This is a genomic window from Micromonospora sp. CCTCC AA 2012012, assembly GCF_040499845.1.
In the GTDB taxonomy this organism is placed as follows: Bacteria; Actinomycetota; Actinomycetes; order Mycobacteriales; family Micromonosporaceae; genus Micromonospora; species Micromonospora mangrovi.
Genome location: NZ_CP159342.1, coordinates 3,006,341 through 3,031,202, shown reverse-complemented (window position 1 = coordinate 3,031,202; position 24,862 = coordinate 3,006,341). Strand labels below are relative to the sequence as shown.

The window sequence follows — 24,862 nt, the reverse complement described above, 5'->3', positions numbered from 1 at the left end:
GAATGGCCGCTCTTTCCCGGAAAGAGTGGCCATTCCGCGTCCCGAGGCCACTCTTTCCCGGAAAGCGGGCGCTCGACCGTGGATGGGGTCAGGTGGGCGGGAGGTCGAAGAGGAGGCAGCTGGACGTGGCGTGCGCGATCAGCCGGTCACGGCCGTCGGTGAGCCGGGCCTCGGCCAGCGCGGTGCGCCGGCCCCGCTGGAGCACCGTGCCCTCGCAGCGCAGCATGCCGGAGGCCACGGTGACCGAGCGGAGGAACTTCACGTTCAGGTCGAGCGAGGTGTAGCCGACGCCGGCCGGCAGGGTGGTGTGCACGGCGCAGGCGGCGGCGGTGTCCAGCAGGGTGGAGATGACACCGCCGTGCACGGTGCCGAGCGGGTTGTAGTGGAACTCCTGGGGGACCAGCTCGACGGCGACGCGGCCCTCGTCGGCCTCCATCCGGGCCATGTCGATCAGGTGCATGATCGGCGGCGCGGCCAGCTCGCCGGCGATCATGGCGCGGAGCAGGTCCAGGCCGCCGCGCCGGCCGACGTGGGCCGCGCCGGCCGCCGGGTCGGACCAGGAGAAGGTACGGCTGCGGTCCTGCGTCTGTGTCATGGACTCAGCCTGCAACGCGTTGCTGAGTCTGTCAATCAGACCTAGCCTGGTCGGCATGAGACCCGCGGCACTGGACTGGTCGGTGCAGAACTGCACCATCGCCCGCGCGATGGAGATCCTCGGCGAGCGGTGGACGCTCGTCGTGCTCCGCGAGGTCTTCAACGGCATCCGCCGCTTCGACGACATGCGCGTGCGCACCGGCATCCCGCGCCAGGTGCTCACCAACCGCCTCGCCATGCTGGTCGAGCAGGGCGTGCTGCGGCGCGAGCCGTACCGGGAGCCGGGCAGTCGGGAGCGGCACGAGTACCGGCTCACCGACAAGGGCCTCGACCTGTGGCCGGTGCTGGTGGCCGTCCTCGGCTGGGGCGACCGCTATCTCGCCGATCCCGAGGGCTCGCCGCTGCGCGTGACGCACCGCGACTGCGGCGCCGAGGTCCACGCGGAGCTGCGCTGCGCCGAGGGGCACGCGGTGGCCGACCCGCGCGACGTGCTGCCCCGGCCCGGGCCGGGGGCACACCGCCGGGTCTGACCGGGTCGGCCACGACCCGGCGCGCGGGCGGTCCGGCCGCCCGCGCGCCGCGCCCGGGGAGGGCTACCAGCCGAAACCGTTGGCGTACGAGATGCTGGCCAGCACCGCCTGGCCGCTGGTGTTGGGGTGGAAGTAGTCCCAGGTGGAGACCTGGCCGAGCACGAACGGGTAGTTGAACACCGCGTTGTCGTCGAAGTCGCAGTTCGCGCCGTACGCGGCGCAGGCCTGGGCGAGCTGGGTGTTGAAGTCGATCACCCGCTGCCGGACCCGGGCTCGCCGGTCCACGTCGGCCTGGGCGGTCGAGGTCGGGTTGGCCAGCATCGACTGGCAGATGCCGAAGGCCGACCAGGTGCTGCGGGCGCTGCCGCTGTCCTTGCCGATGTACCAGAGGCGGTAGATGTCCGGCACGCTGATCACCTCGACCCGGGCGCCCGGCAGGCCGGCCTTGATCCGGTTCAGCGCGCTGTCGATGTTCGCCCGGTACGTCGACACCGGCGTCATCGTCGACTCCGAGCCGGTGCAGGCGTCGTTCGCGCCGATCAGCAGGGTGACGTAGTCGACGCCCTGGCTGACCGCGGTGCCGGCCTGGCCGTACATGTCGGCGGACTTGGCGCCGCTGCGGGCGTCGTTGTAGTTGCGGCCACCGATAGCGGAGTTGACCGCGCGGATGCGCAGGTACTGGCTGTTCACCGTGGAGTAGTCGCCGGTGCTGAACGACCGCGAGGTGCAGTCGACGTACCAGCCGCAGGCGTTGAAGCCGCGGGTGATCGAGTCACCCAGGCTGGCCATCGAGTTGGGCGGCGGGGTGGTGGCTGCGGCGGCCGGGTCGGCGCCGAGCAGGACGAGGGCGGTGAGGCTGGCGAGCGTGGCCAGCAGGCGTCGGGGGGTGGTCATCGTGGCCTCCGGGTCTCGGGTGCCGGTAATGCGACGGTGACCGGATCGTATAGATGACAGTCGGTGTCCACAATGTGGCGACGGTGTTACATGTGGCCGTTGGGTGAATTCGGACGTAGCCGACTCTTGTCAACGATCTTAAATATGTGAATACTTCAGTCCAGCCCGGCCGGTTCCCCCAGCTCCGCCGGGTCGGTCCAGGGCCCGCCACCTGCGGGGCCCCCATCCCCCATCCGGGAGGCTGTACATGCGACCCACGAGGTCATCGCTCCGTCGCGCCGTCACCGTCGCCGTCGCCGGAACCCTGGTTGCCGGCTCGCTGCTCGGCGCGCCCGCCCAGGCCGCCCCCTCCTCGCCCGCTTCCCCCGACGCCGCGGCCAGCCTGGCCCAGCGGCTCGGCGACCGCGCCGCCGGCACGTACGCCGACGCCAACGGCAGGATGGTCGTCGCCGTCACCGACGCCGCCGCCGCCCGCACGGTCCGCGCCGCCGGCGCCACCCCGAAGCTGGTCACCCGGGGCGCCGCCGCCCTCAAGGCCGCCACCAGCGAGCTGGAGCGGTCCGCCAGGATCCCCGGCACCGCCTGGTGGACCGACGCGGCCACCAACCAGGTCGTGGTCTCCGTCGACAGCACCGTGACCGGCGCCAAGCTGGACAAGGTCAAGGCCGCCGCCGCGCGGACCAACGGCGCGGTCCGGGTCGTCTCCGAGCCCGGCGTGCTGAGCAAGCGCCTCTCCGGCGGCCAGGCCATCTACACCGGTGGCTACCGCTGCTCGCTCGGCTTCAACGTCCGCAGCGGCACGACGTACTACTTCCTCACCGCCGGGCACTGCACCAACCTCGGCACGACCTGGTACTCCAACTCCAGCCAGACCACCGTGCTGGGCAGCCGGGCCGGCACCAGCTTCCCGGGCAACGACTACGGCATCGTGCGCTACACCAACGGCAGCACGCCGCCCGGCAACGTCTACCTCTACAACGGCAGCTACCAGGACATCACCAGCGCCGGCAACGCGTACGTCGGCCAGGCCGTCAAGCGCAGCGGCAGCACCACCGGCGTGCACAGCGGTTCCGTCCAGGCCACCGGCGCCACGGTGAACTACGCCGAGGGCTCCGTCTCCGGCCTGATCCGGACCAACGTCTGCGCCGAGGGTGGCGACAGCGGTGGCTCGCTCTTCGCCGGCACCACCGCCCTGGGCCTCACCTCCGGCGGCAGCGGCAACTGCTCCTCCGGCGGCACCACCTACTTCCAGCCGGTCACCGAGCCGCTGAGCGTCTACGGCGTCAGCGTCTACTGATCGACCCCCTCGCGAGCGGGCCGCCGGGTGACCGGCGGCCCGCTCCGCGTGCGGCGTCGCCGCCCGGCCGGCCGGGATCGTGGATCACCGGACTGACCCGGCCCCGGCGGGGTACGTTCCGCCCGGTGAGCACCCCCGTGACACCGACCGCCGAGCATCCCGCGTCCGCCTGGGCCCCGCTGCGCGTCGCCGCGTTCCGCAGCCTCTGGCTCGCGGTGCTGGCCAGCAACATCGGCACCTGGATGCAGACCGTCGGCGCCCAGTGGCTGCTGGTGGACCGGCCCAACGCCCCGACCCTGGTCTCCCTGGTGCAGACCGCCAGCATGCTGCCCGTGCTGCTGTTGGCGCTGCCGGCCGGGGCCCTCGCGGACACCCTCGACCGGCGTCGGCTGCTGATCGGGGTGCAGGGCTTCCTGGCCGCGGTCGGCGTGCTGCTCACCGCGCTCACCGCGGCCGACCGGATGCCGCCCGCCCTGCTGCTCACCCTCACCTTCGGCCTCGGCGTCGGGCAGGCGCTCACCCTGCCCGCCTGGCAGGCCGTGATCCCGGAGCTGGTGCCCCGCGCCCAGCTCGTCTCCGCCGCCGCGCTCGGCTCGATCAGCGTCAACCTGGCCCGCTCCGTCGGCCCCGCGGTGGCCGGTCTGCTGGTGGCGCAGGCCGGCGTGGCGGTGGTCTTCGCGGTCAACGCCGCCTCGTTCGTGATCTTCGCGGTGGCCCTGCTGCGGTGGCGGCCCGCGCGGCCCGACACCCACCACCTGCCGGAGCGGTTCACCGCCGCGCTCCGGGCCGGCGGCCGGTACGTCCGGCACTCCCCGGTGGTCCGCCGGATCCTGCTGCGCGCGGCGCTCTTCGTGGTGCCCGGCAGCGCGCTCTGGGCCCTGCTGCCGCTGGTCGCCAGCCGTCGCCTCGGCCTCGGCGCCGGCGGCTACGGCGTGCTGCTCGGCGCGCTCGGCGTCGGCGCGGTGGCCGGCGCCCTGGTGCTGCCCCGGATCCGCCGGGTGCTCACCAGCAACCACCTGCTGCTGCTCGCCGGCCTGCTCTATGCCGGCGTGCTGCTGGTCCTCGCCCTGGTGCCGGTGCCGCTGCTGGCGGTCGCGGCCCTGGTCCCCGCCGGGCTGGCCTGGATGACGGTGATGTCCAGCATCAACGCCGCCATGCAGCTCTTCCTCCCCGGCTGGGTGCGGGCCCGGGGCCTCTCCGTCTACCAGATGATCTTCGCCGGTGGGCAGGCGCTCGGCGCGGTGGCCTGGGGCGCGCTCGGCGAGGTGACCAGCCTGGTCGTCGCGCTCGCCGTCGCCGGGGCGGTGATGGCGGTCGGCGCGCTGAGCGTGCTGCTCTGGCCGCTGCGGGAGACCGGCGGCGTCGACCGGAACCCGGCCGTCTACTGGCCGGAGCCGCACCTCGCCCTCGACGCCGAGCCGCGCGGCGGGCCGGTGCTGGTCACCGTCTCCTACACGGTACCGCCGGAGCGGCAGCGGGAGTTCGTCGAGGCGATGCAGGCCGTCGGCCGGTCCCGTCGGCGTACCGGGGCGATGCGGTGGGGACTCTTCCGGGCCGGTGAGCGCCCGCACGGCTTCGTCGAGGTCTATCAGGTGCCGTCCTGGGAGGAGCACCTGCGCCAGCACGGCGGCCGGCTCACCGGCGCCGACCGGGCGGCCGAGGAACGCGCGCGGGCCCTCGCCGAGGAGCCCGTCACCGTCCACCACCTGCTCCCCACCGACGAGGGCTGAGCCGGGACGACCGGCGGAGGGCGAGCACGACCAGGAGCGGGCAGAGCGCCTCCGCGCCGGCGGCCACCCGCTCGGCCAGCCCGATCCGGGGACCACCGGTGACCAGCTCCACCGCGAACCAGGCGACCGGGGCCGCCAGCAGCACGGCCGCGGTCGTACCCCCGGATGCCGGCAGGCCGGCGCGGCGGCCGGGGATCGCGGCGGCCGGCCAGAGGGCCAGCGCGGCGAAGGCGACCGCGGCGGCGACGCCGTGCGCGGCCGAGGAGCCGCCCCCGGCCGGGAGCGGGAAGGCGGCGACGGCGACGGTGGCGACACCGCCGAGCGCCAGCACCAGCCGGCCGGCGCGGCGCAGCGGTCGCAGCCCGGCCGCGGTCACGCAGTGGCACAGTCCGAGGCCGAGCAGGGCGGCCGTCATGATCCACCGGTCGGTGGCGTCCCGCGCGGCGAGCGCGCTGATCGTCCCGGCGACCGGGTCGAAGCCGCCGGGCTGCCGGGCCGCGGCGACGGTCCAGCCGCCGATCAGCAGGACCGGCGCGGCGGCGGCGGAGAGCAGGGCCCACGGGGGTACGACGCGCACCGGCACACCGTACGGCGTGCCGCCGGTGTCGGGCGGGTGCCCTTCCTCACCCCCCGACCGGGCGGGTACGGAGGCTGACAGAATGCGGGGGAGCAGACGTACCGCAGATGAGGAGACGCAAGTCGTGATCCGTACCCATGACGCCGGCAGCCTGCGCGCGACGGACGCCGGCACCACGGTGACCCTCGCCGGGTGGGTGGCCCGCCGGCGCGACCACGGCGGTGTCATCTTCGTCGACCTGCGCGACGCCTCCGGCGTGGTCCAGGTGGTCTTCCGCGAGGAGGACGCGCACGCGCTGCGCAACGAGTTCTGCGTGAAGGTCACCGGCGAGGTGACCCGCCGCCCGGCCGGCAACGAGAACCCGGAGCTGCCCACCGGTGAGGTCGAGGTGACCGCCAGCGAGCTGGAGGTGCTCTCCGAGGCGGCCCCGCTGCCGCTCCCGGTGGACGACCAGGTCGAGGCCGGCGACGACATCCGGCTCAAGTACCGCTACCTGGACCTGCGTCGGGGCGGCCCGGCGAAGGCGATGCGGCTGCGCTCGCGGGCCAACCAGCTCGCCCGGGGCGTGCTGCACGAGCGGGACTTCCTGGAGATCGAGACGCCGACGCTGACCCGGTCCACCCCGGAGGGCGCCCGCGACTTCCTGGTCCCGGTCCGCCTCCAGCCGGGCAGCTGGTACGCCCTGCCGCAGTCCCCGCAGCTGTTCAAGCAGCTGCTGATGGTCGGCGGCATGGAGCGGTACTACCAGATCGCCCGTTGCTACCGCGACGAGGACTTCCGCGCCGACCGGCAGCCGGAGTTCACCCAGCTCGACATCGAGATGTCCTTCGTCACCGAGGACGACGTGATCGACCTCGGCGAGGCGATCGTGTCGGCGCTCTGGAAGGACCTGGCCGGGCACGAGATCTCCCGGCCGATCCCGCGGATCACCTGGCACGACGCGATGGCCCGGTACGGCTCCGACAAGCCCGACCTGCGCTACGGCGTCGAGCTGACCGAGCTGACCGACTACCTGCGCGGCACCGCGTTCCGGGTCTTCGCCGGCGCGATCGACGCGGGCGGGTACGTCGGCGCGGTCGTCATGCCGGGCGGCGCCGCCCAGACCCGCAAGGAGCTGGACGGCTGGCAGGACTGGGCCAAGGCGCGTGGCGCGCGGGGCCTGGCGTACGTGGTGCTCGACGCGGAGACCGGCGAGGCGCGGGGACCGGTGGCGAAGAACCTCTCCGCCGAGCACCTGGCCGGGCTGGCCGACGCGGTCGGCGCGAAGCCGGGCGACGCGGTCTTCTTCGCCGCGAGCACCAACACCCGCGAGGCGCAGGAGCTGCTCGGCGCGGCCCGGATCGAGATCGCCGAGCGGGCCAAGCTGGTCGACGAGAGCGCCTGGGCGTTCTGCTGGGTGGTCGACGCGCCGATGTTCGAGCGCACGGACGAGGGCGGCTGGACGGCCGTGCACCACCCGTTCACCTCGCCGAACGCCGAGTGGATGGACCGCTTCGAGGAGGCCCCCGACCGGGCGCTGGCGTACGCGTACGACATCGTCTGCAACGGCAACGAGATCGGCGGCGGCTCGATCCGTATCCACCGGGGCGACGTGCAGCAGCGGGTCTTCGACCTGCTCGGCATCACCCTGGAGGAGGCGCAGGACAAGTTCGGCTTCCTGCTGGAGGCGTTCAAGTACGGCGCCCCGCCGCACGGCGGCATCGCCTTCGGCTGGGACCGGGTCTGCATGCTGCTCGCCGGCGCGGACTCGATCCGCGAGGTCATCGCCTTCCCGAAGACCCGCGGCGGCTTCGACCCGCTGACCGGCGCCCCCACCCCGATCACCGCCCAACAGCGCACCGAAGCCGGCATCGACGCCAAGCCGAAGGCCCCCACCGGCCCCCACGCCGGCACCGCCGGCCCCGCCGCCCCGGTGGCCGACCCGGTCTGACCCCCGGCCCTCCGGGCCTCACCCCGTTGATCAAGAGGTTTGCGTCATGATTCGCCGGTCGGCGTGACGCGAACCTCTTGATCGTTTCTGAGTGGGTGGAGGGCTGGATGGGGACGGTGCTGGTGGTGGGGGCGAGTGGGTTTCTCGGGGCCGAGGTGTGTCGCCGGGCGGTGGCGGACGGGTGGCGGGTGGTCGGGACGTACCACTCGGCGGCGGTCCGGGTGGCGGGGGTCGAGGCGCGTCGGCTCGACGTCACCGACCGGACCGCCGTGCGCGCGCTGGTCACCGGGGTACTCCCCGACGCCGTGATCGGCACCCCCTACCGGTACGCCGACTGGGCGGTCACCGCCGACGGGGCGGCGCACGTCGCGTACGCCGCCGCCGAGGTGGGCGCCCGCCTGGTGCACCTGTCCAGCGACGCGCTGCACGCCGGTCGGGACACGCCCTACCTGGACGACGAGCCGCCCTCGCCGGTCTTCCCGTACGGGGCGGCCAAGGCGGCGGCGGAGACCGCGGTGCGGGCGATCGACCCGGCGGCGGTGCTGGTGCGTACCTCGCTGATCCTGGGGGAGGGGAGCAAGCAGATCCAGCTCTGCCGGGACGCGCTCGCCGGCCGGGCCACCCTCTTCACCGACGAGCGGCGTTGCCCGGTCGACGTGACGGATCTGGCCGCCGCCGTCCTGGAACTGGTGCCGTCGGACCACGCCGGCCCGCTCAACGTGGCCGGTCCGGACGCGGTGAGCCGCGCCGAGCTGGGCCTGCTGGTGGCCCGCCGGGAGGGCATCGACCCGGCCGGGATGAAGACCGCCACCGGGGCCGCCCACGGCGTGCTCCGCCCCACCGAGGTACGCCTCGACTCCACCCGCGCCGCCGCCCTGCTGCGGACCCGGCTGCGCGGGGTCCGCGAACTCCTCGCCCGCTGACCGGCGCTCCCGCCGCGTCGCATCCTGCACACTTCTTGTGCATACCAACTGTGCACAGATATTGTGCAAGACATGGAGAACCGCGAACCGGAGACCCCGCCGGCGGTGCGCGCGGTGCGGATCGACCACCGCCAGGTGCGGGTGCTCGCCCACCCGCTGCGGATGCGCCTGGTCGGCGCGCTGCGCGTGCACGGGCCGGCCACCGCCACCGCCCTCGCCCAGCTGCTCGACACCAACACCGGCGCCACCAGCTATCACCTGCGCCAGCTCGCCGAGGTCGGCCTCGTCGTCGAGGACCCCGACCGGGGCACCGGCCGGCAGCGCTGGTGGCGGGCCGCGCACGACGTCACCAACTGGGAGCCGAGCGACTTCGACGACGACCCCGACGCCCGGGCGGCCATCGAGTGGATCCAGGGCGACCAGGTACGACTGCTCGTCGCGCACGCCGAGCGCTGGTTCGCCGTCCAGCACGAGTGGTCACCGGCCTGGCGGGACGCCCTCGGCATGGGCGACGCCTTCCTCACCGTGCCGCCGGCCCGGGTCGAGGCGCTCAAGGCGGAGCTGTGGGAGGTCCTGGAGCGCTACCGCACCGAGGCGGATCCCGACGCGCCGGACGCCGCACCGGTGCAGGTCTTCCTCGCCGCCTACCCGCTGCTGGAGGGGCGGCGATGAGCGCCCTCTCCGTACGCCAGGTCCGGTTCCGCTACCTGACCCTCTACGGGCTGCGCTGGCTCCCCACCGGGCTGACCGTCCCGGCGATGATCCTGCTGATGCAGGAGCGTGGCCTGTCGCTCTCCCAGATCGGCCTGGTCTCCGTCGCGCAGGGCCTGGTGGTCCTCGCGCTGGAGCTGCCCACCGGCGGGTTGGCCGACGCGCTCGGCCGCAAGCCGGTGCTGGTCACCGCGGGGACGATCAGCCTCGTGTCGCTGGGGCTCTTCGCGGTGGCCGACTCCTTCGCGCTGTTCTTCCTGGTCTGGGCGTTGCAGGGGGTGTACCGGGCGCTCGACAGCGGCCCCCTGGAGTCCTGGTACGTCGACGCCACCCTCGCCGCCGACCCCGACGCCCGGTACGAGGCCGGCCTCGGCCTCGGCGGCACCGTCTCCGGCGTCGCCATCGCCACCGGCGCGCTGCTGGGCGGCGGCCTGATCGCCCTCGGCCCGGTCGGGCCGGTCAGCGCCCTCACCGTGCCGGTGCTGGCCGCCGTCGCCCTGCAGGCGGTGGCCGTGCTCGCCCTGTGGCTCCTGCTGGTCGAGACCGGGCCGGCCAGGGGCACCGGCGCGCTGCGCGCCTCCGTCGTCGAGGCGCCCCGGATGGTGGGCCAGGCGATCGGCCTGCTGCGCCGCTCGCGGGTGCTGCTCGCCCTGGTCGCCGTCGAGCTGTTCTGGGGCTTCGGCATGGTGACCTTCGAGTCGCTGCTGCCGGTCCGCCTCGCGGAGGTGGTCGGGAACCCGGAACGGGCGGCGGCGCTGCTCGGCCCGGCCAGCTCGGCGGCGTGGCTGGCCTCGGCGGCGGGCGCGGCGCTGACCCCGCTGCTGCTGCGCCGGCTGGGGGCCGCGCCGGCCGCCGCGCTGCTGCGGATCGTCCAGGGCGCGAGCGTGCTCGGCATGGGGCTGTTCGCCGGTCCGGTCGGGGTGCTCGTCGCCTACCTGGCCTGCTACACGGTGCACGGCGCCTCGAACCCGCTGCACGTGGGCCTGCTGCACCGCCAGGTCGACGGGCCGTACCGGACCAGCGTGCTCTCGCTGAACTCGATGATGGGTCAGCCCGGGTTCGCGCTCGGCGCGGTGCTGCTCACCGCCCTCGCGGACAGCCGCGGCGTCGGTGCCGCGATGGTGCTCGGCGCGGTGGTGCTGGCCGTGGCCGCGCCGCTGTACCTGCCCGCGTGGCGCGCGGAACGCCGACGCGGCGTCGACCGGCCCGCGCCCGCCACACCGCCGCCCGCTTCGGACCTGCCCGTGACACCGCCGCCCGCTTCCGACCTGCCCGCGTCGACGTCGCCCGCTTCGGACCTGCCCGCGGCGTCCGCCGGGCCGGAGGGCCGGCCGGCCACCACCGCGAGCCGGTGACCGGGGCCCGGCGCGCGCTCAGCCCAGCCGGACCGAGGTGCGCGGCTCGGTGCCGGTGAAGCCGAGCCGACGGTAGAGGCGGATCGCGCCGACGTTGTCGGTGTAGACGCCGAGCGCCACGTGGTCGTACCGGGCGGACAGCGCCCGGGTCATCCCGGCGGTGAGCGCCGCGCCGAGGCCCCGGCCCCGCCGGTCGGTCGCCACGGTCAGGCCGGCCAGGAAGCCGATGTCGCCCCGGCTGCGGTCCGCCCCGCAGGCCACCAGGCGGTCGCCGTCGCGGATGCCGTACCAGTCGACGATCCCGGGATCGCCCGGCCGGGACATGCTGGCCGGGAACGAGTCCTCGATCAGCGCGGCGAGGGCGGGGTGGTCGGCCGTGCCGAGGCGGACCACCCGGTCCTCCTCCGGCTGCGGCGGCGGGGGTGCGGTCGTCCACCGGAACTCCCACTGCTCGACCCGGTCGACGGTCAACCGGCCGGCCAGCTCCTCCGCCGAGGTGCCGGGCAGGTGCAGCCGCCGGCCCGGGCGGAGCGTCCCGTCCGCCAGGAGGGCGGCGAAGAGGTCGACCGCCGGGCCGGCCGGACCGAGCGCCGCGCCCGCCGGTCCCTGCTCCGGCGCGACCAGCCAGGCCACCGTCCCGTCCCGGCGCCAGCCGTGCGCCGCGCGGTCGCGCCGCAGCGCGTGCCGGGCGTACGGGTGGTGCCCGGTGGCCGCGAGCAGTGCCTCCGGCCCGGTGAGGGTCTGGTCGACGGTGATCATGTCGTCAGCCTAGAACGGCCCGGACCCGGCCGGTGCGGCCCCCGGAACCGGCCGTTCCACCGTGGAGATTGACGAACAGACCGATTGGGTACATCAGCGCCGACCCACTGGGACCCCCCACCGGAGGATACGAAAATGCTCGCCATTCTCGCGGCCGTCGTCTTCGGCTTCGCGCTGCTCATCGACTTCCTGAACACCAACTTCGGCGCCCCGGATCTGTTCAACACCCACACCCTCATGCTGATCGGCTTCCTGCTGCTCTCCCTCTACCTGGCCGGCGTCGGCTCCGGCCCGCGCGGCGGGGGTGGCGGCGGCGGTGGCCGGTGGTACCGGGGTCGTCGTCCCGGCCGCGGCTGACCGGAAACGATCATCCCGGGCCCGGCCCGCGGCGCGATTCCGGCGTCGCGGACCGGGCCCGGTACTGTCTTCACGATGGAATCCGACGCCCTCTTCACCCTCGGCGGACCCGCCGGCGCGCCCGGTGCCGCCGCCGGTTCCCCCGGCGTCGACGGCCTCACCGCCGCCGGGGAGGATTCCCCGCTGCCCGTCCGGATGCGGCCCGCCTCCCTCGACGAGCTGGTCGGGCAGAACCACCTGCTCGCCCCCGGTGCGCCGCTGCGCCAGCTGGTCGGCGGCGACGCGCCCATGTCGGTGATCCTCTGGGGGCCGCCGGGCAGCGGCAAGACCACCATCGCGCACCTCGTGGCCCGGGCCACCGACCGCCGCTTCGTCGCCATGTCGGCGCTCTCCGCCGGGGTGAAGGACGTCCGGGCGGTGATCGACACCGCCCGGCGGCAGCGGCGCGCGGGCGGGCCGCAGACCGTGCTCTTCATCGACGAGGTGCACCGGTTCAGCAAGACCCAGCAGGATTCGCTCTTGGCCGCCGTCGAGGACCGGACGGTGACCCTGCTCGCGGCGACCACCGAGAACCCGTACTTCTCGGTCATCTCGCCGCTGCTGTCCCGGTGCGTGCTGCTCACCCTCCAGCCGCTGGACGACGACGCCGTCCGGGGCCTGCTGCGCCGGGCGGTGACCGACGAGCGCGGCCTGCGCGGCACGCTCACCCTGGCTACCGACGCCGAGGACCACCTGGTCCGGCTGGCCGCCGGTGACGTCCGCAAGGCGCTGACCGCGCTGGAGGCCGCGGCGGCGACCGCGACCGCCCTCGGCACCGGCCGGATCGACCTGGCCACCGCCGAGCAGGCGGTCGACGTGGCGGCCGTCCGCTACGACCGGGACGGCGACGCGCACTACGACGTGACCAGCGCGTTCATCAAGAGCATGCGCGGCTCGGACGTGGACGCCGCGCTGCACTGGCTGGCCCGGATGCTGGTCGCCGGGGAGGACGCCCGGTTCATCGCCCGCCGGCTCGTCATCTTCGCCAGCGAGGACGTCGGGATGGCCGACCCGACCGCGCTCCAGGTCGCCACCGCCGCCGCCCACGCCGTGGAGTACGTCGGCCTGCCCGAGGTGCAGCTCAACCTCGCCCAGGCCGTGATCCACCTGGCCACCGCCCCGAAGTCCAACTCGGCCACCACCGCCATCGGCGCGGCCATCGCCGACGTACGGGCCGGGCGGGGCGGGCCGGTGCCGCGCGGGCTGCGGGACGCCCACTACTCCGGTGCCCGGGGGCTCGGGCACGGCACCGGCTACCGCTATCCGCACGACGACCACCGCGGGGTGGTCACCCAGCAGTACGCTCCGGACGATCTCGTCGGGACCGACTACTACGAACCCAGCGGGCACGGCGCCGAGCGGTCGGTGGCGACCCGCCTGCCGCTGCTGCGTCGCATCGTCCGGGGGCTGCCCACGCCAGCCGTCCGCGCGGAGGCACCGGCCACCGTGAACGGTCGACGCCCGGCGCAGACGACACAGGCCGACACGGCGGATGAGGGCGGCAGCGACGCCGTCGAGGAGGGTCAGCAGTGATGGCGCGTGGTCCCGAGCGACCCGAGGACGGTGCCGACGAGCGGCGCGACCGGAGTGCCAAGGGCCGACGGTGGGGCCGGGGCAAGGCGGACGCCGAGCCCGAGGAGGCCGCCGTCGGCGAGGAGTTCGGCTGGATCGACGACCTCCGTACCGCCAAGCAGGAGCGCGGCGAGCTGGGCCCGGACGGGGCGCCCGGTCCGGTCCCGCCCGGCCCCCGCCCGGGTGCCGCCCCGGCCCGCCCCCCGCGACCGGGAGCCGTGCCCCCGCCCGGCGCGGTACGCCCCGACGCCCCGCCCGTACGCCGGGACGCGCCCGCCGGTCCGGCGGTCCCGCCGGCCCGCCGGGGGGCCCCGGAACCGACCGCCCGGCCCCGCCCGGTCGACGGGCCGTGGCCCGGCTCGCCCGAGGTCCCGCCGTCGGCCCGTCGCCCCCAGGACGGCCCGCCACCGCAGTCCCGGCCGCCCCGGCGCGGGGTGGACGCCTCCACCGGCCAGCACGCTCCCGTCTCCCCGCCCGGCACCGGTCCGCAGGGCCGGGCCGGCAGCCCCGAGGGACGACCGGGCCCGGTGCACCCCGGTGTGCCGGGGCCCGTTCCCGCCGACCGGCCCGGGACGGCCCGGCCGCCCGCCGGGTGGCAGTCGGGGGCGCCGGCCGCGCCGCGTCCCGGCGCGCAGCCCGACCCGGCCGCCCGCAGCCGTGCCGGCGGCCCCGTCGCGCCGCCTCCGGCCGGTCCCGGGCGTCGCCCCGACGGCACCGATCCGGCCGGCCGCCCGGTCCCCGGCCGGCGCGCCGCCGACACCGAGGGTCCCCAGCGGCGCGGTGGTCCGGCCGGTGCCGCTCCCGTCTCCCGGGCCGCGCCGCCCGGCGTCGATCCACGGGCGCCGCGCGTCCCGGGCGGCGACCCCGAGGCGGGTCGCCGCCGTGGGCCGTCCGGCCCGACCGACCCGGTGACCGGCACCGGCCCGGTGCCGATGGGGTCCGGCCCGGCCGGCGGCGCGGCCGTGCCGCCCGCCGGGCGTCGCCGCGCCGGTGAACCGGCACCGCCGGTCGTGCCGCGCAGCGGCAACGCGACCCCGCTGCCGGGTAGCGGCACCGCGCCGTCGGTGCCGGTCAGCGGCAACGCCCCGCCCGTGCCCGGCACCGTGTCGCCGGGGAGGCCCGGCGGCATCGCCCCGCCCACCCCGGGTGGCCGGGCCGTCGGACCGGTGCACCCGGACCAGTCCACCGGCCGCCGCGCCGGGCCGGGCCCGGAGGCACCGACCGGACGCCGCCCCACCGCGCCGGCCACCGGGCACCGGGCCGCCCCCGACGGGCCGGAACCGACCGCGGGCCGGCGGGCGGCGACGGAAGAGCCCCCGTCCACCGGTCGCCGTGCCGCGCCCGAGGCTCCCGGCCCGTCGACGGGTCGCCGTGCCGCGCCGGAGACGCCTGACCTGCCCACCGGCCATCGGGCGGCCGCCGACGCCCCCGACCCGTCGGCCGGTCGTCGGGTGGGACCCGGTCCGTCCGACGCGCGTCGCCCCGCACCGGAGGCCACCGGGCCGCGTCGTGGCGGGCCGGACGACACCGGCGAGGCCCGGGCCAACCGGCCGGACCGACCGGCGGACTGGCTGCGTCAGGCCGGCCGCGCCCACCACAGCGACCCGGCCATGCCGGTGGTTGCCCCGTCGACGCCGTCGGCCGACGACCGGACCGGACGCGCCGCCCCGACCGGGCCGGCCCGTGCCGCCGTACCCCCCGCTCCCACCACCGGCGCCCGGGCCACCGCCCGGCCCGGCTCCGCACCGGTCCCGGGCCCCGGCCTGCCGCCGATCGGTGCGGAGACCGACCCGCCGGCCGCCCGGCGCGGCGCCGCGGCACCCACCGCCCGCCCGCCCGCTCCCGGTCGCCCCGGTGTCGACGCGCCGGGCGGGGCCGGTTCCGCGCCCGGGGTCTCCCGACGCGAGCCCGACGGGCCGGCGCGCGGCGCGGCCCGTCCCGGTGTCCCGCCGGAGGGAGCCTCCGGCCGGTCCGGCTTCGACGGCCCGGCCCGTGGCGCGGCCCGACCCGGACCGGACGGAGCGGCGCGCGGCGCGGCCCGCCCCGGGCCCGACGGCCCGGCGCGCGAGGCGGGTGGACCCGACACCTCGGGGCGCGGGGCGGCCCGCCCCGGCCCCGACGGACCGCCACGCCAGGCGGCCCGGCCCGACGGACCCGTACGCGGGGCCGCCCGTCCCGGCGCCGACGGGCCAGCCCGGGGCGCGGCGCGTCCCGGGACCGGACCGGACGGACCGCCGGACGAGCGGCGCGGCGCACCCGATGCCGAGCCGCGCGGTGCGGGGACGCCGGGGGTGGCCCGGGCGGCCGCCGCGGTTCCCCGCCCCACCGGTGCTGACGAGCGGGCAGCCGGCCGGGTCACGCCGCAGCGAGGCGAGCCGGACGGGCCGGCACCCGCACCGGGACGTCCGGCCGAGCCGGCGACGGCGCGTGCGGCGGCGGTCGTACCCGGGCAGGAGCCGGTGGGGCCGCGGCCCGGACCGGCCGACGCGCCGGCGCTGCGCCGGGCCGAGCAGGAGCCGGCGGGGCGCGACACCGCCGCCGGCGGCCTGCGGGGCGCCCGGTCGGAGCTGCGTCGCCAGATGCGCGAACGGCGTCGGCTGCGGATGGGCATCCTCGCCCTGGTCAGCCTGGTGCTGCTCGGCGCGGTGCCGCTCTACTTCGGCATCAGCGCCCTCGCCCGGGACCCGGTCTTCGACACCCTGGACGCGCTCGACGTGCCCGGCTGGGCGGCGGTGAAGACCGTCGACAACGTCAGCGGCAGCCGTTGGTGCCTCCAGGACTGCCGGCTGCGCGAGCGCACCGTCGAGTCGCAGCGGTCCGCCAAGGAGACCGCCCCGGTGTACGAGCGGGCGCTCGTCGCCGACGGCTGGCGACGCTGGAAGGTGGGCCGCTGCCCGGAGCAGCCGGCCAAGGGCAGCTACACCTGCTGGCGGCGCGACGAGCTGACCCTGGACCTCTGGGTACGCGACCCCACCTGCGCCCTGCCGCCGGTGAACGGCCAACCGGCGCCGTCTCCCGCGCCCTCGCCCGCAGCGGGGAAGTGCACCGGCTCGTTGGTGTCGGTGAAGGTGCGCAACGCGATCGACGACGAGCGGACCGGACCACAGCCGAGCACCGACCCGTCACTCACCGGTGAGGATCCGTTCCCCACCCTCACCGATGATCCACTCGGCGAGCTGACACGCTCACCGTCGTGAGCCGGTTTCCATCACGGACGGTAGGGTCTGGGGCTGGCGGCCCGTCCGCGCCCGTCGACCGGTGGTGGGTCGGCGTGCGGCGGAACGGGCGGGACGGTCGCGTGTTCCGGGACGTCGGGTCCCGGGACAAGGCTTGAGGAGGACATGCGCGTGGATGGTGGACAGATCGCTGCGCTGATCGCGGCCGGCGCGTTCCTGATGCTGGTGCTCGTGCTGGCGGTGCCGATCCTGCGGCTGCGGCACACCGTGGACGCGACGACCCGCATGATCAACGACTTGAACGACCGCACCACCCCGCTGCTCGGTGACGTCAACACCACGGTGAAGAACGTCAACGTCGCCCTGGAGCAGGTACAGACCTCGCTGGACGGGGTGAACCTGCAGCTCGCCAAGGTGGACACCATGACCAGCCACGCGCAGAACGTCACGGCCAACGTGGCGAACCTGGCCACCGTGGTCTCCGCCGCCGCCGCGAACCCGCTGGTCAAGGTCGCCTCGTTCGGCTACGGCATCCGCAGGGCCGCCGCTGCGCGGCGCAACGCCGAGACCGAGCGCGACGTGCGTGACGCCATCAAGTCTCAGCGGCGGGCTGCCCGGCGCGGCAACCGCTGACCCGGCCGGCAGCAGGAGGAAGCGATCATGAGGCGATTGTTCTGGCTCGGCATCGGGCTGGCGGTGGGTGTGCTGGTGGTCCGCAAGGCGACCCGCACCGCGCAGGCGTACACGCCCGCGGGCATCGCCAGCGGGCTGTCGGAATCCGCTGGCGGCCTCGTCGAGTCGCTGCGTAGCTTCGTGGAGGACGTCCGGATCGGGATGGCCGAACGCGAGCAGGAGATCCACGAGGCCTTCGCCCGCGGCGAGGCGTTCGACGACCAGTTCGCCGAGCTGCGGGAGGACCCGCGTGTCGGCGACCGAGAGATTTTCCCGGAGGAGCACCAGCGATGAAGACGGCGGAGATCAAGCGGCGGTACCTCGCGCACTTCGAGGCGAACGGCCATGCCGTGGTGCCGTCCGCTCCGCTGCCCGCCATCAGCGACCCGAACCTGCTCTTCGTCAACGCCGGCATGGTGCAGTTCGTCCCCTACTTCCTGGGCCAGCAGACCGCGCCGTACCGCCGCGCGGCCAGCGTCCAGAAGTGCATCCGGACGCCGGACATCGACGAGGTCGGCAAGACCAGCCGACACGGCACGTTCTTCCAGATGAACGGCAACTTCTCCTTCGGCGACTACTTCAAGGACGGGGCGATCCCGCTCGCCTGGGACCTGGTCACCAAGCCGGTCGATCAGGGCGGTTTCGGGCTGGACGCGGAGCGGATCTGGCCGACCGTCTACCACGACGACGACGAGGCGTTCCAGATCTGGCGCTCGGTCGGGGTGCCGGCGGAGCGGATCGTGCGCCGGGGCAAGGCGGACAACTTCTGGTCGATGGGCATCCCCGGCCCGTGCGGTCCGTGCTCCGAGCTGTTCTACGACCGGGGCCCGGAGTACGGCCGCGAGGGCGGCCCGGCGGTCGACGAGGACCGCTACATGGAGTTCTGGAACCTGGTCTTCATGCAGTTCGAGCGGGGTCCGGGAACCGGCAAGGAGGACTACCCGATCCTCGGTGAGCTGCCGGCGAAGAACATCGACACCGGCATGGGCCTGGAGCGGATGGCCTCCATCCTCCAGGGCGTCGACAACCTCTACGAGATCGACGAGGTCCGGCCGATCCTGGACCGGGCCGCCGAGCTGACCGGCAAGCGGTACGGCGCCCACTCCGGCCACGTGGCGAGCGAGTCACACCCGGACGACGTCCGGCTGCGGGTGATCGCCGACCACGTGCGGACCGCGCTGATGCTGATCGGCGACGGGGTGACCCCGTCGAACGAGGGCCGCGGCTACGTGCTGCGCCGGATCATGCGCCGGGCGATCCGCGCGGTCCGGCTGCTGGGCTACCAGGACCGGGCGCTGCCCGAGCTGCTGCCGGTGGCCCGGGACTGCATGGCCCCGTCGTACCCGGAGCTGGCCGAGGAGTTCGGCCGGATCTCCCAGTACGCGTACGCGGAGGAGGACGCGTTCCTCGCCACCCTGCGGGCCGGCACCACGATCCTGGACACCGCGATCGCGGAGACCAAGTCGTCGGGCAAGGCGGCGATCTCCGGTGACAAGGCGTTCCAGCTGCACGACACGTACGGCTTCCCGATCGACCTGACCCTGGAGATCGCGGCCGAGCAGGGGCTCCAGGTCGACGCGGAGGGCTTCCGCCGGCTCATGGCCGACCAGCGCAGCCGGGCCAAGGCGGACGCGCAGGCGCGTAAGACCGGGCACACGGACGTGTCGGCGTACCGGTCGGTGCGGGACGACGGCGGCGCGGTGGAGTTCACCGGCTACACCGAGCTGACCCGGGAGTCCCGGATCCGGGCGCTGCTGGCCGGCGGGGCGACGATCGGCGCGGCGGTCGAGGGCGACACGGTCGAGCTGGTCCTGGACACCACCCCGTTCTACGCGGAGGGCGGCGGTCAGCAGCCCGACCAGGGGCTGATCACCGTCGGCGGCGGTCAGGTCGAGGTCTTCGACGTGCAGCAGCCGGTGCCGGGGCTGATCGTGCACCGGGCGAAGGTGGTCCGGGGCGAGGTACGCGCCGGGGAGACCGGGTACGCCGAGATCGACGTGTCCCGTCGGCGGGCGATCTCCCGTTCGCACACCGCGACGCACCTGGTGCACCAGACCATGCGTAACTTCCTCGGCGAGTCGGCGACCCAGGCGGGCTCGCTGAACGCGCCGGGCCGGCTGCGGTTCGACTTCAACACCCCGACCGGGGTGGCGCCGAGCGTGCTGCACGACGTGGAGCAGCAGGTCAACGAGGTGCTCCTGGCGGACCTGGAGGTCAACGCCTTCATCACCACCCAGGAGGAGGCGCGCCGGATCGGTGCGATGGCCCTCTTCGGTGAGAAGTACGGCGAGCGGGTCCGGGTCGTCGAGGTCGGCGACTACGCCCGGGAGCTGTGCGGCGGCACGCACGTGGCCCGTTCCGCCCAGCTCGGCCTGGTGAAGATCCTCTCCGAGGCGTCGGTCGGTTCGGGCGTCCGCCGGATCGAGGCGCTGGTCGGCATGGACGCGTTCGGCTTCCTGGCCCGCGAGCACCTGCTGGTGTCCCGGCTGGCCGAGCTGTTCCGGGTGCCCGGCGACCAGGTGGCCGACCGGGTGGAGCAGACCGTCACCCAGCTCCGCGACGCGGAGAAGGAGCTGGAGAAGCTGCGCGCCCAGCTGGTGCTGGGCGGGGCGGCGGCGCTCGCGGCGCAGGCGAAGGACGTGCACGGCGTCGCGTACGTCGGCACCGAGGCGCCCGAGGGCGCTGCCGGCAACGACGTGCGGACGCTGGCCCAGGAGATCCGGGGCCGGATCGACCCGGCGCGGCCGGCGGTGGTGGCCGTGGCGGCCCGGGCGAACGGGAAGGCCTCCCTGGTGGTGGCGGTCAACCAGGCGGCCCGGGGTCGTGGAGTGACCGCGAAGGACCTGGTCAAGGCGGCCTTCTCGGGTCGGGGTGGCGGCAGCGACGATCTCGCCCAGGGCGGTGGCCTGCCCGCCGCGGAGGCGCCGAAGCTGCTGCTCACCGTGGAGAAGGCGATCGCCGAGGCGTGATGACGCACCAGCAGGTGCCAGGGCGGACCGACCCGGTCCGCCCTGGCCCCGTTCACCGGGGATGTCCGACGGATGAGTGAGTTGTCGCGTGGTGTCCGGCTCGGGGTGGACGTGGGTCAGGTCCGGGTGGGTGTCGCCCGGTCCGATCCGCACGGCGTCCTGGCCACCCCGCTGGTCACCCTGGCCCGGGACCTGAGCGCGGCGCCCGACGCGGTGCCCGCCGACATGGCGCAGCTGGTGGCCCTGATCGCCGAGCACGAGGTGGTGGAGGTCGTCCTCGGCCTTCCGGTCAACCTCGCCGGCAAACACGGTCCCGCGGCCGCACATGTGTCGGCGTACGCTGCCCGTCTGGCCGATGTAATAGCGCCGGTTCCGGTGACGCTGACGGACGAGAGGATGTCGACCGTCGTGGCGAGTCGTAGGCTGGCCGAACGGGGCGTCCGGGGAAAGCGCCAACGGGCGGTGGTCGACCAGGCCGCCGCGGTGGAGATTCTGCAGAGCTGGCTGGACGCGCAGCGGAGGCGGACCTGATGATCGACGACCTGGATCTGGGATTCGACGAGCCGGAGAGGGGGGAGAAGGGCCGGCATCGCCGTGGCGCCGTCAACAGGCGCAACGGCAAGTCGGGCGGCCGCGGCAAGACGATCTTCGCTCTGCTGATGGCACTGGTCCTGCTGGGCGGCATCGGTGGGGTCGGCTTCGTCGGCTTCGACCGGATCCGCAACCACTTCGTCACCCCCGACTACGACGGCCCGGGCACCGGCGAGGTGCTGGTCCAGGTCAAGCAGGGGGACTTCCTCGCCGACATCGGCGACACCCTGTACGATGCCGGGGTCGTCAAGAGCACCAAGGCGTTCATCGAGGCCGCGGACACGAACTCCCGCAGCAAGAACGTCGGGGTGGGCACCTACAAGCTCCGCAAGCAGATGAAGGCCTCCCTCGCGCTGACCCTGCTGCTGGACCCGAAGAGCCGCGTCGTCAACGGGGTGACCATCCCCGAGGGCACGATCAGCCTGGCGATCTACGACATCCTCTCCAAGCAGACCAAGATCCCGGTGGCCGACTTCAAGGCCGCCGCGAAGGACCCCGTTGCGCTGGGCGTGCCGGACTTCTGGTTCGAGCGCAAGGACGGCAAGAAGAGCGCCAAGAGCATCGAGGGCTTCCTGTACCCGGCCACCTACGAGATCCCGCCGAAGGCGACCGCCGAGCAGATCCTGAAGATGATGGTGGCGCAGTTCCTCGCCGTCACCCAGCAGATGGACTTCGTCGACCGGGCGAAGGGGGAGCGCAAGATCTCCCCTTACGAGGTGCTGATCACCGCCTCGATCGCCCAGGCCGAGTCGGTGGATCCGAAGGACTTCCCCAAGGTCTCCAGGGTCATCTACAACCGCGTGTACGCGGGCAAGATCGGATGCAACTGCCTGGGGATCGACAGCGGCATCAACTACTGGAAGCGGCTGCAGGGCAAGAGCGCGAAGGACTCCGACGTCCTCACCCAGAGCGAAATCCACGACCTGAAGAACCCGTACAACACCCACGACGTCGCCGGCCTGCCGATCACCCCGATCAGCAACCCTGGCGAGGGGGCGCTCAAGGGCGCGCTGGAGCCGCCGAACGGCGACTGGATCTTCTTCATGACCGTGGACAAGAAGGGCACGATGGGCTACGGCTCCAACGACGCCGAGTTCCGGCAGCTGCAGAAGCAGATGTGCGACAACGGCGTGCTGAGCGGAACGAACTGCACGTGAAAGCCGCCGTCGTGGGCCGGCCGATCGCCCACTCACTCTCCCCGGTGATCCACAACGCCGGGTACGCGGCGGCCGGGTTGAGCGGCTGGTCGTACACCCGGATCGAATGCGGGGAGTCGGAGCTGGCCGGCCTGGTCGCGGGCCTCGGCCCGGAGTGGGCCGGGCTGTCGGTGACCATGCCGGGCAAGGAGGCGGCGCTCGCGCTGGCCGACGAGGTCTCGCCGGTCGCCGCCGCCGTCGGTGCCGCCAACACGCTGGTACGCCGCCCCGACTGCACCTGGTTCGCCGACAACACCGACGTCACGGGCATGGTCGAGGTGCTCACCGGTGCGGGCTGCTCGGCCGGCGTCACGGTGACGGTGCTCGGCGCGGGTGGGACCGCCCGGGCGGCCGTCGCGGCGGCGGCCCGCCTCGGCGCGGCCGAGGTGACCGTGGTGGCCCGGCGGCCGGAGGCCGTCGAGGCGCTGCGGGGCGTGGCGGAGGCCGTCGGGATCGCTCTGTCCGGTGCGCCTTGGGACGGCAACCGTGCCCACGCCCGAGACGACGTGGTGATCTGCACAGTGCCGAAGGGGGTCGCGGACCCGCTCGCCGAGACCTTCGACTGGCGGCCGGGCACGGTGTTCTTCGACGTGGTCTACGATCCGTGGCCGACCCCGCTGGCCGCGACAGCGCTCGCCGCCGGTTGCCGCGTCATCTCGGGCCTCGACCTGCTGCTTGCCCAGGCGGTCGGCCAGTTCGAGCGGTTCACCGGCGTGGCGGCGCCCCGCGCGGCGATGGCCGCCGCCATGAACAGCGACCGGTCGCCCAGTCGCTGAGACATGAGACAGCGCTGTCGGCTCGTTGGTGTTCTCGTCGGACCCCGGCAGAGGTGATTCGTGGCAGGTGTCGGAGCCACCATCGATTCCGACACCATTTGCGGTACGACAACTGTCACCCATCCAAATGCTTCAAAGCCAGCTCTTCCCAAGCTGCCAACTTGTGACCATACTGATCAGGCGCCTGCGCGGGCCACTGTGGAGAGTCAGCAGTTGTGCGGCGAGAACGGGGGAAGAGAGTGTTGAGGAAATCAAAGGGAACAGCGGCGAGCGCTGCCCTGATCACCGCGGCGGCAATGCTCGGTGTGCTGGGGGGAGCCACGCCCGCGGTGGCATCCGCTTCTGCCGGCTACATCAGCGGGGTCGACGCGGTGACCGATGACTGGGGCGACGAGGGAACGCTCAGCACCACGAGCTACGCCAACAGCGCTGCCGTCGGACTCTGGCAGCAGGTTCTGGTCGCCGACGGGCTGATGAGCAATCTGGACGTGGACTGCTCGTTCGGCCCGAAGACCCTGGCCGCCACCAAGACCTGGCAGAGCCGGAACAACCTTGACGCCGACGGGAAGGTCGGGCCCGCCACCTTCGGGAAGGCCGACAACCGGCTCACCGACAAGGGCAACGGCTATGTCTATTACAACGGCTCGAACGGCGTTTCCGCATTCAAGCGGGCAAACGGACGGTATTCGACCCTGTTCTACAACTCGTACGACACGTGGTCGGTCGTCTACTACAATTCGAAGCCCTCTTGGTGCTGACGAGCAGCACCTCAGGGTGATACGCGGTCGCAAACGCGTACCGGGCGGGTCGCCTGATTGTCGAGATGTGTTCGCCTTGCGGCGAACCAGGTCGACGTCGACCGTGTAGCCGGTACGCCCGACTGCGGATGGCCAGGGGAACAGGAGAGGGGTCCGTCGGACACCTCTCCTGTTCCTGTCTCGTGCGTGGTCCTGTGCGCGTCCGCAGGGCGGGACGCGCCGGGCACGGCGTCGGGGCGGGCACCCGGCGTGACAGACTGACCGCTGTGTTGCGCTGGCTGACTGCAGGTGAATCCCACGGACCCGCTCTCGTCGCGATGCTCGAGGGGGTGCCCGCCGGGATCGAGGTGACCACCACCGAGATCGCCGACGAGCTGGCCCGCCGCCGGCTCGGCTATGGCCGGGGCGCCCGGATGTCGTTCGAGCGGGACGAGGTCGAGCTGATCGGCGGCCTGCGGCACGGCGTCACCCTGGGCAGCCCGGTCGCCATCCGGGTGGGCAACTCCGAGTGGCCCAAGTGGCAGACGGTGATGGCCGCCGACCCGGTGGACCCGCAGGAGCTGGCCGCGCAGGCCCGCAACGCGCCGCTGACCCGGCCCCGGCCCGGCCACGCCGACCTGGCCGGCATGCAGAAGTACGGCCACACCGACGCCCGCCCGATCCTGGAGCGGGCCAGCGCCCGGGAGACCGCCGCCCGGGTCGCCGTCGGCACCGTCGCCAAGGCGCTGCTGCGGCAGGCCCTCGGCGTCGAGATCGTCTCGCACGTGGTGGAGCTGGGCCCGGTCGCCGCCAAGCCGGGGCTGCGCCCGACCCCGGAGGACGCCGCGCGGATCGACGCCGACCCGCTGCGCTGCCTCGACCCGGAGGCGAGCGCCCGGATGGTCGCCGAGGTCGACGCCGCGAAGAAGGCCGCCGACACGCTCGGCGGCGTGGTCGAGGTGCTGGCGTACGGGGTGCCGCCGGGGCTGGGCAGCCACGTGCAGTGGGACCGCAAGCTCGACGCCCGGCTGGCGACCGCGCTGATGTCCATCCAGGCGATCAAGGGTGTGGAGATCGGCGACGGCTGGCAGCAGGCCCGCTCCCGGGGCTCCGAGGCCCACGACGAGATCATCCCCACCGCGACCGGCGTCCGGCGGGTCACCGACCGGGCCGGTGGCCTGGAGGGTGGCATCACCACCGGTGAGCCGCTGCGGGTGAAGGCGGCCATGAAGCCCATCTCGTCGCTGAACCGGGCGCTGTCGACGGTCGACGTGACCACCGGGAGCCGGCCACCGCCATCAACCAGCGCTCCGACGTCTGCGCGGTGCCCGCCGCGGCGATCGTCGCCGAGGCGATGGTGGCGCTGGTGCTGGCCGAGGCGGCGGTGGAGAAGTTCGGCGGCGACTCGGTCGTGGAGATGCGCCGCAACCTGACCGGCTACCTCGACGCGCTGGTGATCCGGTGACCGGCGGGGCGC

The 24,862-nt window shown here is 74.3% G+C and carries 21 protein-coding genes and 1 pseudogene; 18 read left to right on the top strand and 4 right to left on the bottom strand.

Annotated features, from left to right (window positions below; all coding sequences use genetic code 11):
* Positions 1-88 precede the first annotated feature (88 nt).
* Complete coding sequence (locus ABUL08_RS13120) at positions 89-595, bottom strand: PaaI family thioesterase (protein WP_350937867.1); 507 nt, start codon at positions 593-595, stop codon at positions 89-91.
* Positions 596-650: 55 nt separating this feature from the next.
* On the opposite strand from ABUL08_RS13120, the gene ABUL08_RS13115 reads away from it, so the two are divergent.
* Positions 651-1,124 carry a winged helix-turn-helix transcriptional regulator gene (locus ABUL08_RS13115; RefSeq protein ID WP_350937865.1) on the top strand — a complete coding sequence of 158 codons (474 nt, stop codon included), beginning with the start codon at positions 651-653 and terminating at the stop codon, positions 1,122-1,124.
* A gap of 63 nt (positions 1,125-1,187) precedes the next feature.
* Here ABUL08_RS13115 and ABUL08_RS13110 read toward each other — a convergent pair whose 3' ends face one another.
* Positions 1,188-2,018: an SGNH/GDSL hydrolase family protein gene (locus ABUL08_RS13110; RefSeq protein WP_350937863.1), complete on the bottom strand. Its 831-nt coding sequence runs from the start codon at positions 2,016-2,018 to the stop codon at positions 1,188-1,190.
* Between the two features lie 247 nt (positions 2,019-2,265).
* Between ABUL08_RS13110 and ABUL08_RS13105 the strand changes: the two genes are divergently transcribed.
* The gene (locus ABUL08_RS13105) at positions 2,266-3,315 is read left to right on the top strand and encodes a S1 family peptidase (RefSeq protein WP_350937861.1); all 1,050 of its coding nucleotides are present in this window, start codon (positions 2,266-2,268) and stop codon (positions 3,313-3,315) included.
* Between the two features lie 125 nt (positions 3,316-3,440).
* On the top strand, positions 3,441-5,045 hold the full coding sequence (locus ABUL08_RS13100; protein ID WP_350937859.1) for an MFS transporter: 1,605 nt from the start codon (positions 3,441-3,443) through the stop codon (positions 5,043-5,045).
* Here the strand turns inward: ABUL08_RS13100 and ABUL08_RS13095 are convergent.
* Positions 5,008-5,622, bottom strand: coding sequence for a DUF998 domain-containing protein (locus ABUL08_RS13095; protein ID WP_350937856.1), 615 nt, complete (start codon positions 5,620-5,622; stop codon positions 5,008-5,010). The genes ABUL08_RS13100 and ABUL08_RS13095 overlap by 38 nt on opposite strands.
* A 124-nt stretch (positions 5,623-5,746) precedes the next feature.
* Between ABUL08_RS13095 and aspS the strand changes: the two genes are divergently transcribed.
* The 4 genes from aspS (at position 5,747) to ABUL08_RS13075 (ending at position 10,541) form a co-directional block, all read left to right on the top strand.
* Complete coding sequence (aspS, locus tag ABUL08_RS13090) at positions 5,747-7,552, top strand: aspartate--tRNA ligase (protein WP_350937854.1); 1,806 nt, start codon at positions 5,747-5,749, stop codon at positions 7,550-7,552.
* Positions 7,553-7,659: 107 nt separating this feature from the next.
* Entirely contained in the window at positions 7,660-8,475 is an 816-nt protein-coding gene (locus ABUL08_RS13085) for an SDR family oxidoreductase (RefSeq protein ID WP_350937852.1), read from the top strand.
* 72 nt (positions 8,476-8,547) lie between these two features.
* Positions 8,548-9,147, top strand: coding sequence for a helix-turn-helix domain-containing protein (locus ABUL08_RS13080; protein ID WP_350937850.1), 600 nt, complete (start codon positions 8,548-8,550; stop codon positions 9,145-9,147).
* A complete protein-coding gene (locus ABUL08_RS13075; RefSeq protein ID WP_350937848.1) occupies positions 9,144-10,541 on the top strand; it encodes an MFS transporter in 1,398 nt (465 codons plus the stop codon). Before ABUL08_RS13080 ends, ABUL08_RS13075 begins: the two co-directional genes overlap by 4 nt.
* An 18-nt stretch (positions 10,542-10,559) precedes the next feature.
* Here the strand turns inward: ABUL08_RS13075 and ABUL08_RS13070 are convergent, their stop codons facing one another.
* A complete protein-coding gene (locus ABUL08_RS13070) occupies positions 10,560-11,300 on the bottom strand; it encodes a GNAT family N-acetyltransferase (RefSeq protein WP_350937846.1) in 741 nt (246 codons plus the stop codon).
* 135 nt (positions 11,301-11,435) lie between these two features.
* Between ABUL08_RS13070 and ABUL08_RS13065 the strand changes: the two genes are divergently transcribed.
* The 11 genes and pseudogenes from ABUL08_RS13065 to aroC all read left to right on the top strand — a co-directional run bounded on the left by ABUL08_RS13065 (position 11,436) and on the right by aroC (position 24,850).
* Positions 11,436-11,657 carry a hypothetical protein gene (locus ABUL08_RS13065; RefSeq protein ID WP_242798879.1) on the top strand — a complete coding sequence of 74 codons (222 nt, stop codon included), beginning with the start codon at positions 11,436-11,438 and terminating at the stop codon, positions 11,655-11,657.
* A gap of 75 nt (positions 11,658-11,732) precedes the next feature.
* Positions 11,733-13,229 carry a replication-associated recombination protein A gene (locus ABUL08_RS13060; RefSeq protein WP_350937843.1) on the top strand — a complete coding sequence of 499 codons (1,497 nt, stop codon included), beginning with the start codon at positions 11,733-11,735 and terminating at the stop codon, positions 13,227-13,229.
* A 2,618-nt stretch (positions 13,230-15,847) separates the two neighbouring features.
* Positions 15,848-16,465: a hypothetical protein gene (locus tag ABUL08_RS13055; RefSeq protein ID WP_350938609.1), complete on the top strand. Its 618-nt coding sequence runs from the start codon at positions 15,848-15,850 to the stop codon at positions 16,463-16,465.
* A 150-nt stretch (positions 16,466-16,615) separates the two neighbouring features.
* Complete coding sequence (locus tag ABUL08_RS13050; RefSeq protein ID WP_350937840.1) at positions 16,616-17,077, top strand: DUF948 domain-containing protein; 462 nt, start codon at positions 16,616-16,618, stop codon at positions 17,075-17,077.
* A 27-nt stretch (positions 17,078-17,104) separates the two neighbouring features.
* Complete coding sequence (locus ABUL08_RS13045) at positions 17,105-17,410, top strand: hypothetical protein (protein WP_350937838.1); 306 nt, start codon at positions 17,105-17,107, stop codon at positions 17,408-17,410.
* On the top strand, positions 17,407-20,085 hold the full coding sequence (gene alaS / locus ABUL08_RS13040) for an alanine--tRNA ligase (RefSeq protein WP_350937836.1): 2,679 nt from the start codon (positions 17,407-17,409) through the stop codon (positions 20,083-20,085). The genes ABUL08_RS13045 and alaS overlap by 4 nt, the downstream gene beginning before the upstream one ends.
* Before the next feature lie 72 nt (positions 20,086-20,157).
* Entirely contained in the window at positions 20,158-20,616 is a 459-nt protein-coding gene (ruvX, locus tag ABUL08_RS13035) for a Holliday junction resolvase RuvX (protein ID WP_350937834.1), read from the top strand.
* Entirely contained in the window at positions 20,616-21,833 is a 1,218-nt protein-coding gene (mltG, locus tag ABUL08_RS13030; protein WP_350937832.1) for an endolytic transglycosylase MltG, read from the top strand. Before ruvX ends, mltG begins: the two co-directional genes overlap by 1 nt.
* Complete coding sequence (locus ABUL08_RS13025) at positions 21,830-22,648, top strand: shikimate dehydrogenase (RefSeq protein WP_350937829.1); 819 nt, start codon at positions 21,830-21,832, stop codon at positions 22,646-22,648. Before mltG ends, ABUL08_RS13025 begins: the two co-directional genes overlap by 4 nt.
* Positions 22,649-22,944: 296 nt before the next feature.
* Positions 22,945-23,406, top strand: a complete 462-nt coding sequence (locus ABUL08_RS13020; protein WP_350937827.1) for a peptidoglycan-binding domain-containing protein — start codon at positions 22,945-22,947, stop codon at positions 23,404-23,406.
* Positions 23,407-23,672: 266 nt separating this feature from the next.
* Positions 23,673-24,850, top strand: a pseudogene (aroC, locus tag ABUL08_RS13015) (chorismate synthase).
* Positions 24,851-24,862 lie beyond the last annotated feature (12 nt).

Bases quoted from the DNA above. Each gene is read 5' to 3' on its own strand.
- ABUL08_RS13120 (WP_350937867.1), bottom strand. From the start codon at position 595: ATGACACAGACGCAGGACCGCAGCCGTACCTTCTCCTGGTCCGACCCG.
- ABUL08_RS13115 (WP_350937865.1), top strand. From the start codon at position 651: ATGAGACCCGCGGCACTGGACTGGTCGGTGCAGAACTGCACCATCGCC.
- ABUL08_RS13110 (WP_350937863.1), bottom strand. From the start codon at position 2,018: ATGACCACCCCCCGACGCCTGCTGGCCACGCTCGCCAGCCTCACCGCC.
- ABUL08_RS13105 (WP_350937861.1), top strand. From the start codon at position 2,266: ATGCGACCCACGAGGTCATCGCTCCGTCGCGCCGTCACCGTCGCCGTC.
- ABUL08_RS13085 (WP_350937852.1), top strand. From the start codon at position 7,660: ATGGGGACGGTGCTGGTGGTGGGGGCGAGTGGGTTTCTCGGGGCCGAG.
- ABUL08_RS13080 (WP_350937850.1), top strand. From the start codon at position 8,548: ATGGAGAACCGCGAACCGGAGACCCCGCCGGCGGTGCGCGCGGTGCGG.
- ABUL08_RS13075 (WP_350937848.1), top strand. From the start codon at position 9,144: ATGAGCGCCCTCTCCGTACGCCAGGTCCGGTTCCGCTACCTGACCCTC.
- ABUL08_RS13070 (WP_350937846.1), bottom strand. From the start codon at position 11,300: ATGATCACCGTCGACCAGACCCTCACCGGGCCGGAGGCACTGCTCGCG.
- ABUL08_RS13065 (WP_242798879.1), top strand. From the start codon at position 11,436: ATGCTCGCCATTCTCGCGGCCGTCGTCTTCGGCTTCGCGCTGCTCATC.
- ABUL08_RS13060 (WP_350937843.1), top strand. From the start codon at position 11,733: ATGGAATCCGACGCCCTCTTCACCCTCGGCGGACCCGCCGGCGCGCCC.
- ABUL08_RS13055 (WP_350938609.1), top strand. From the start codon at position 15,848: ATGCGCGAACGGCGTCGGCTGCGGATGGGCATCCTCGCCCTGGTCAGC.
- ABUL08_RS13045 (WP_350937838.1), top strand. From the start codon at position 17,105: ATGAGGCGATTGTTCTGGCTCGGCATCGGGCTGGCGGTGGGTGTGCTG.
- alaS (WP_350937836.1), top strand. From the start codon at position 17,407: ATGAAGACGGCGGAGATCAAGCGGCGGTACCTCGCGCACTTCGAGGCG.
- ruvX (WP_350937834.1), top strand. From the start codon at position 20,158: ATGAGTGAGTTGTCGCGTGGTGTCCGGCTCGGGGTGGACGTGGGTCAG.
- mltG (WP_350937832.1), top strand. From the start codon at position 20,616: ATGATCGACGACCTGGATCTGGGATTCGACGAGCCGGAGAGGGGGGAG.
- ABUL08_RS13020 (WP_350937827.1), top strand. From the start codon at position 22,945: ATGCTCGGTGTGCTGGGGGGAGCCACGCCCGCGGTGGCATCCGCTTCT.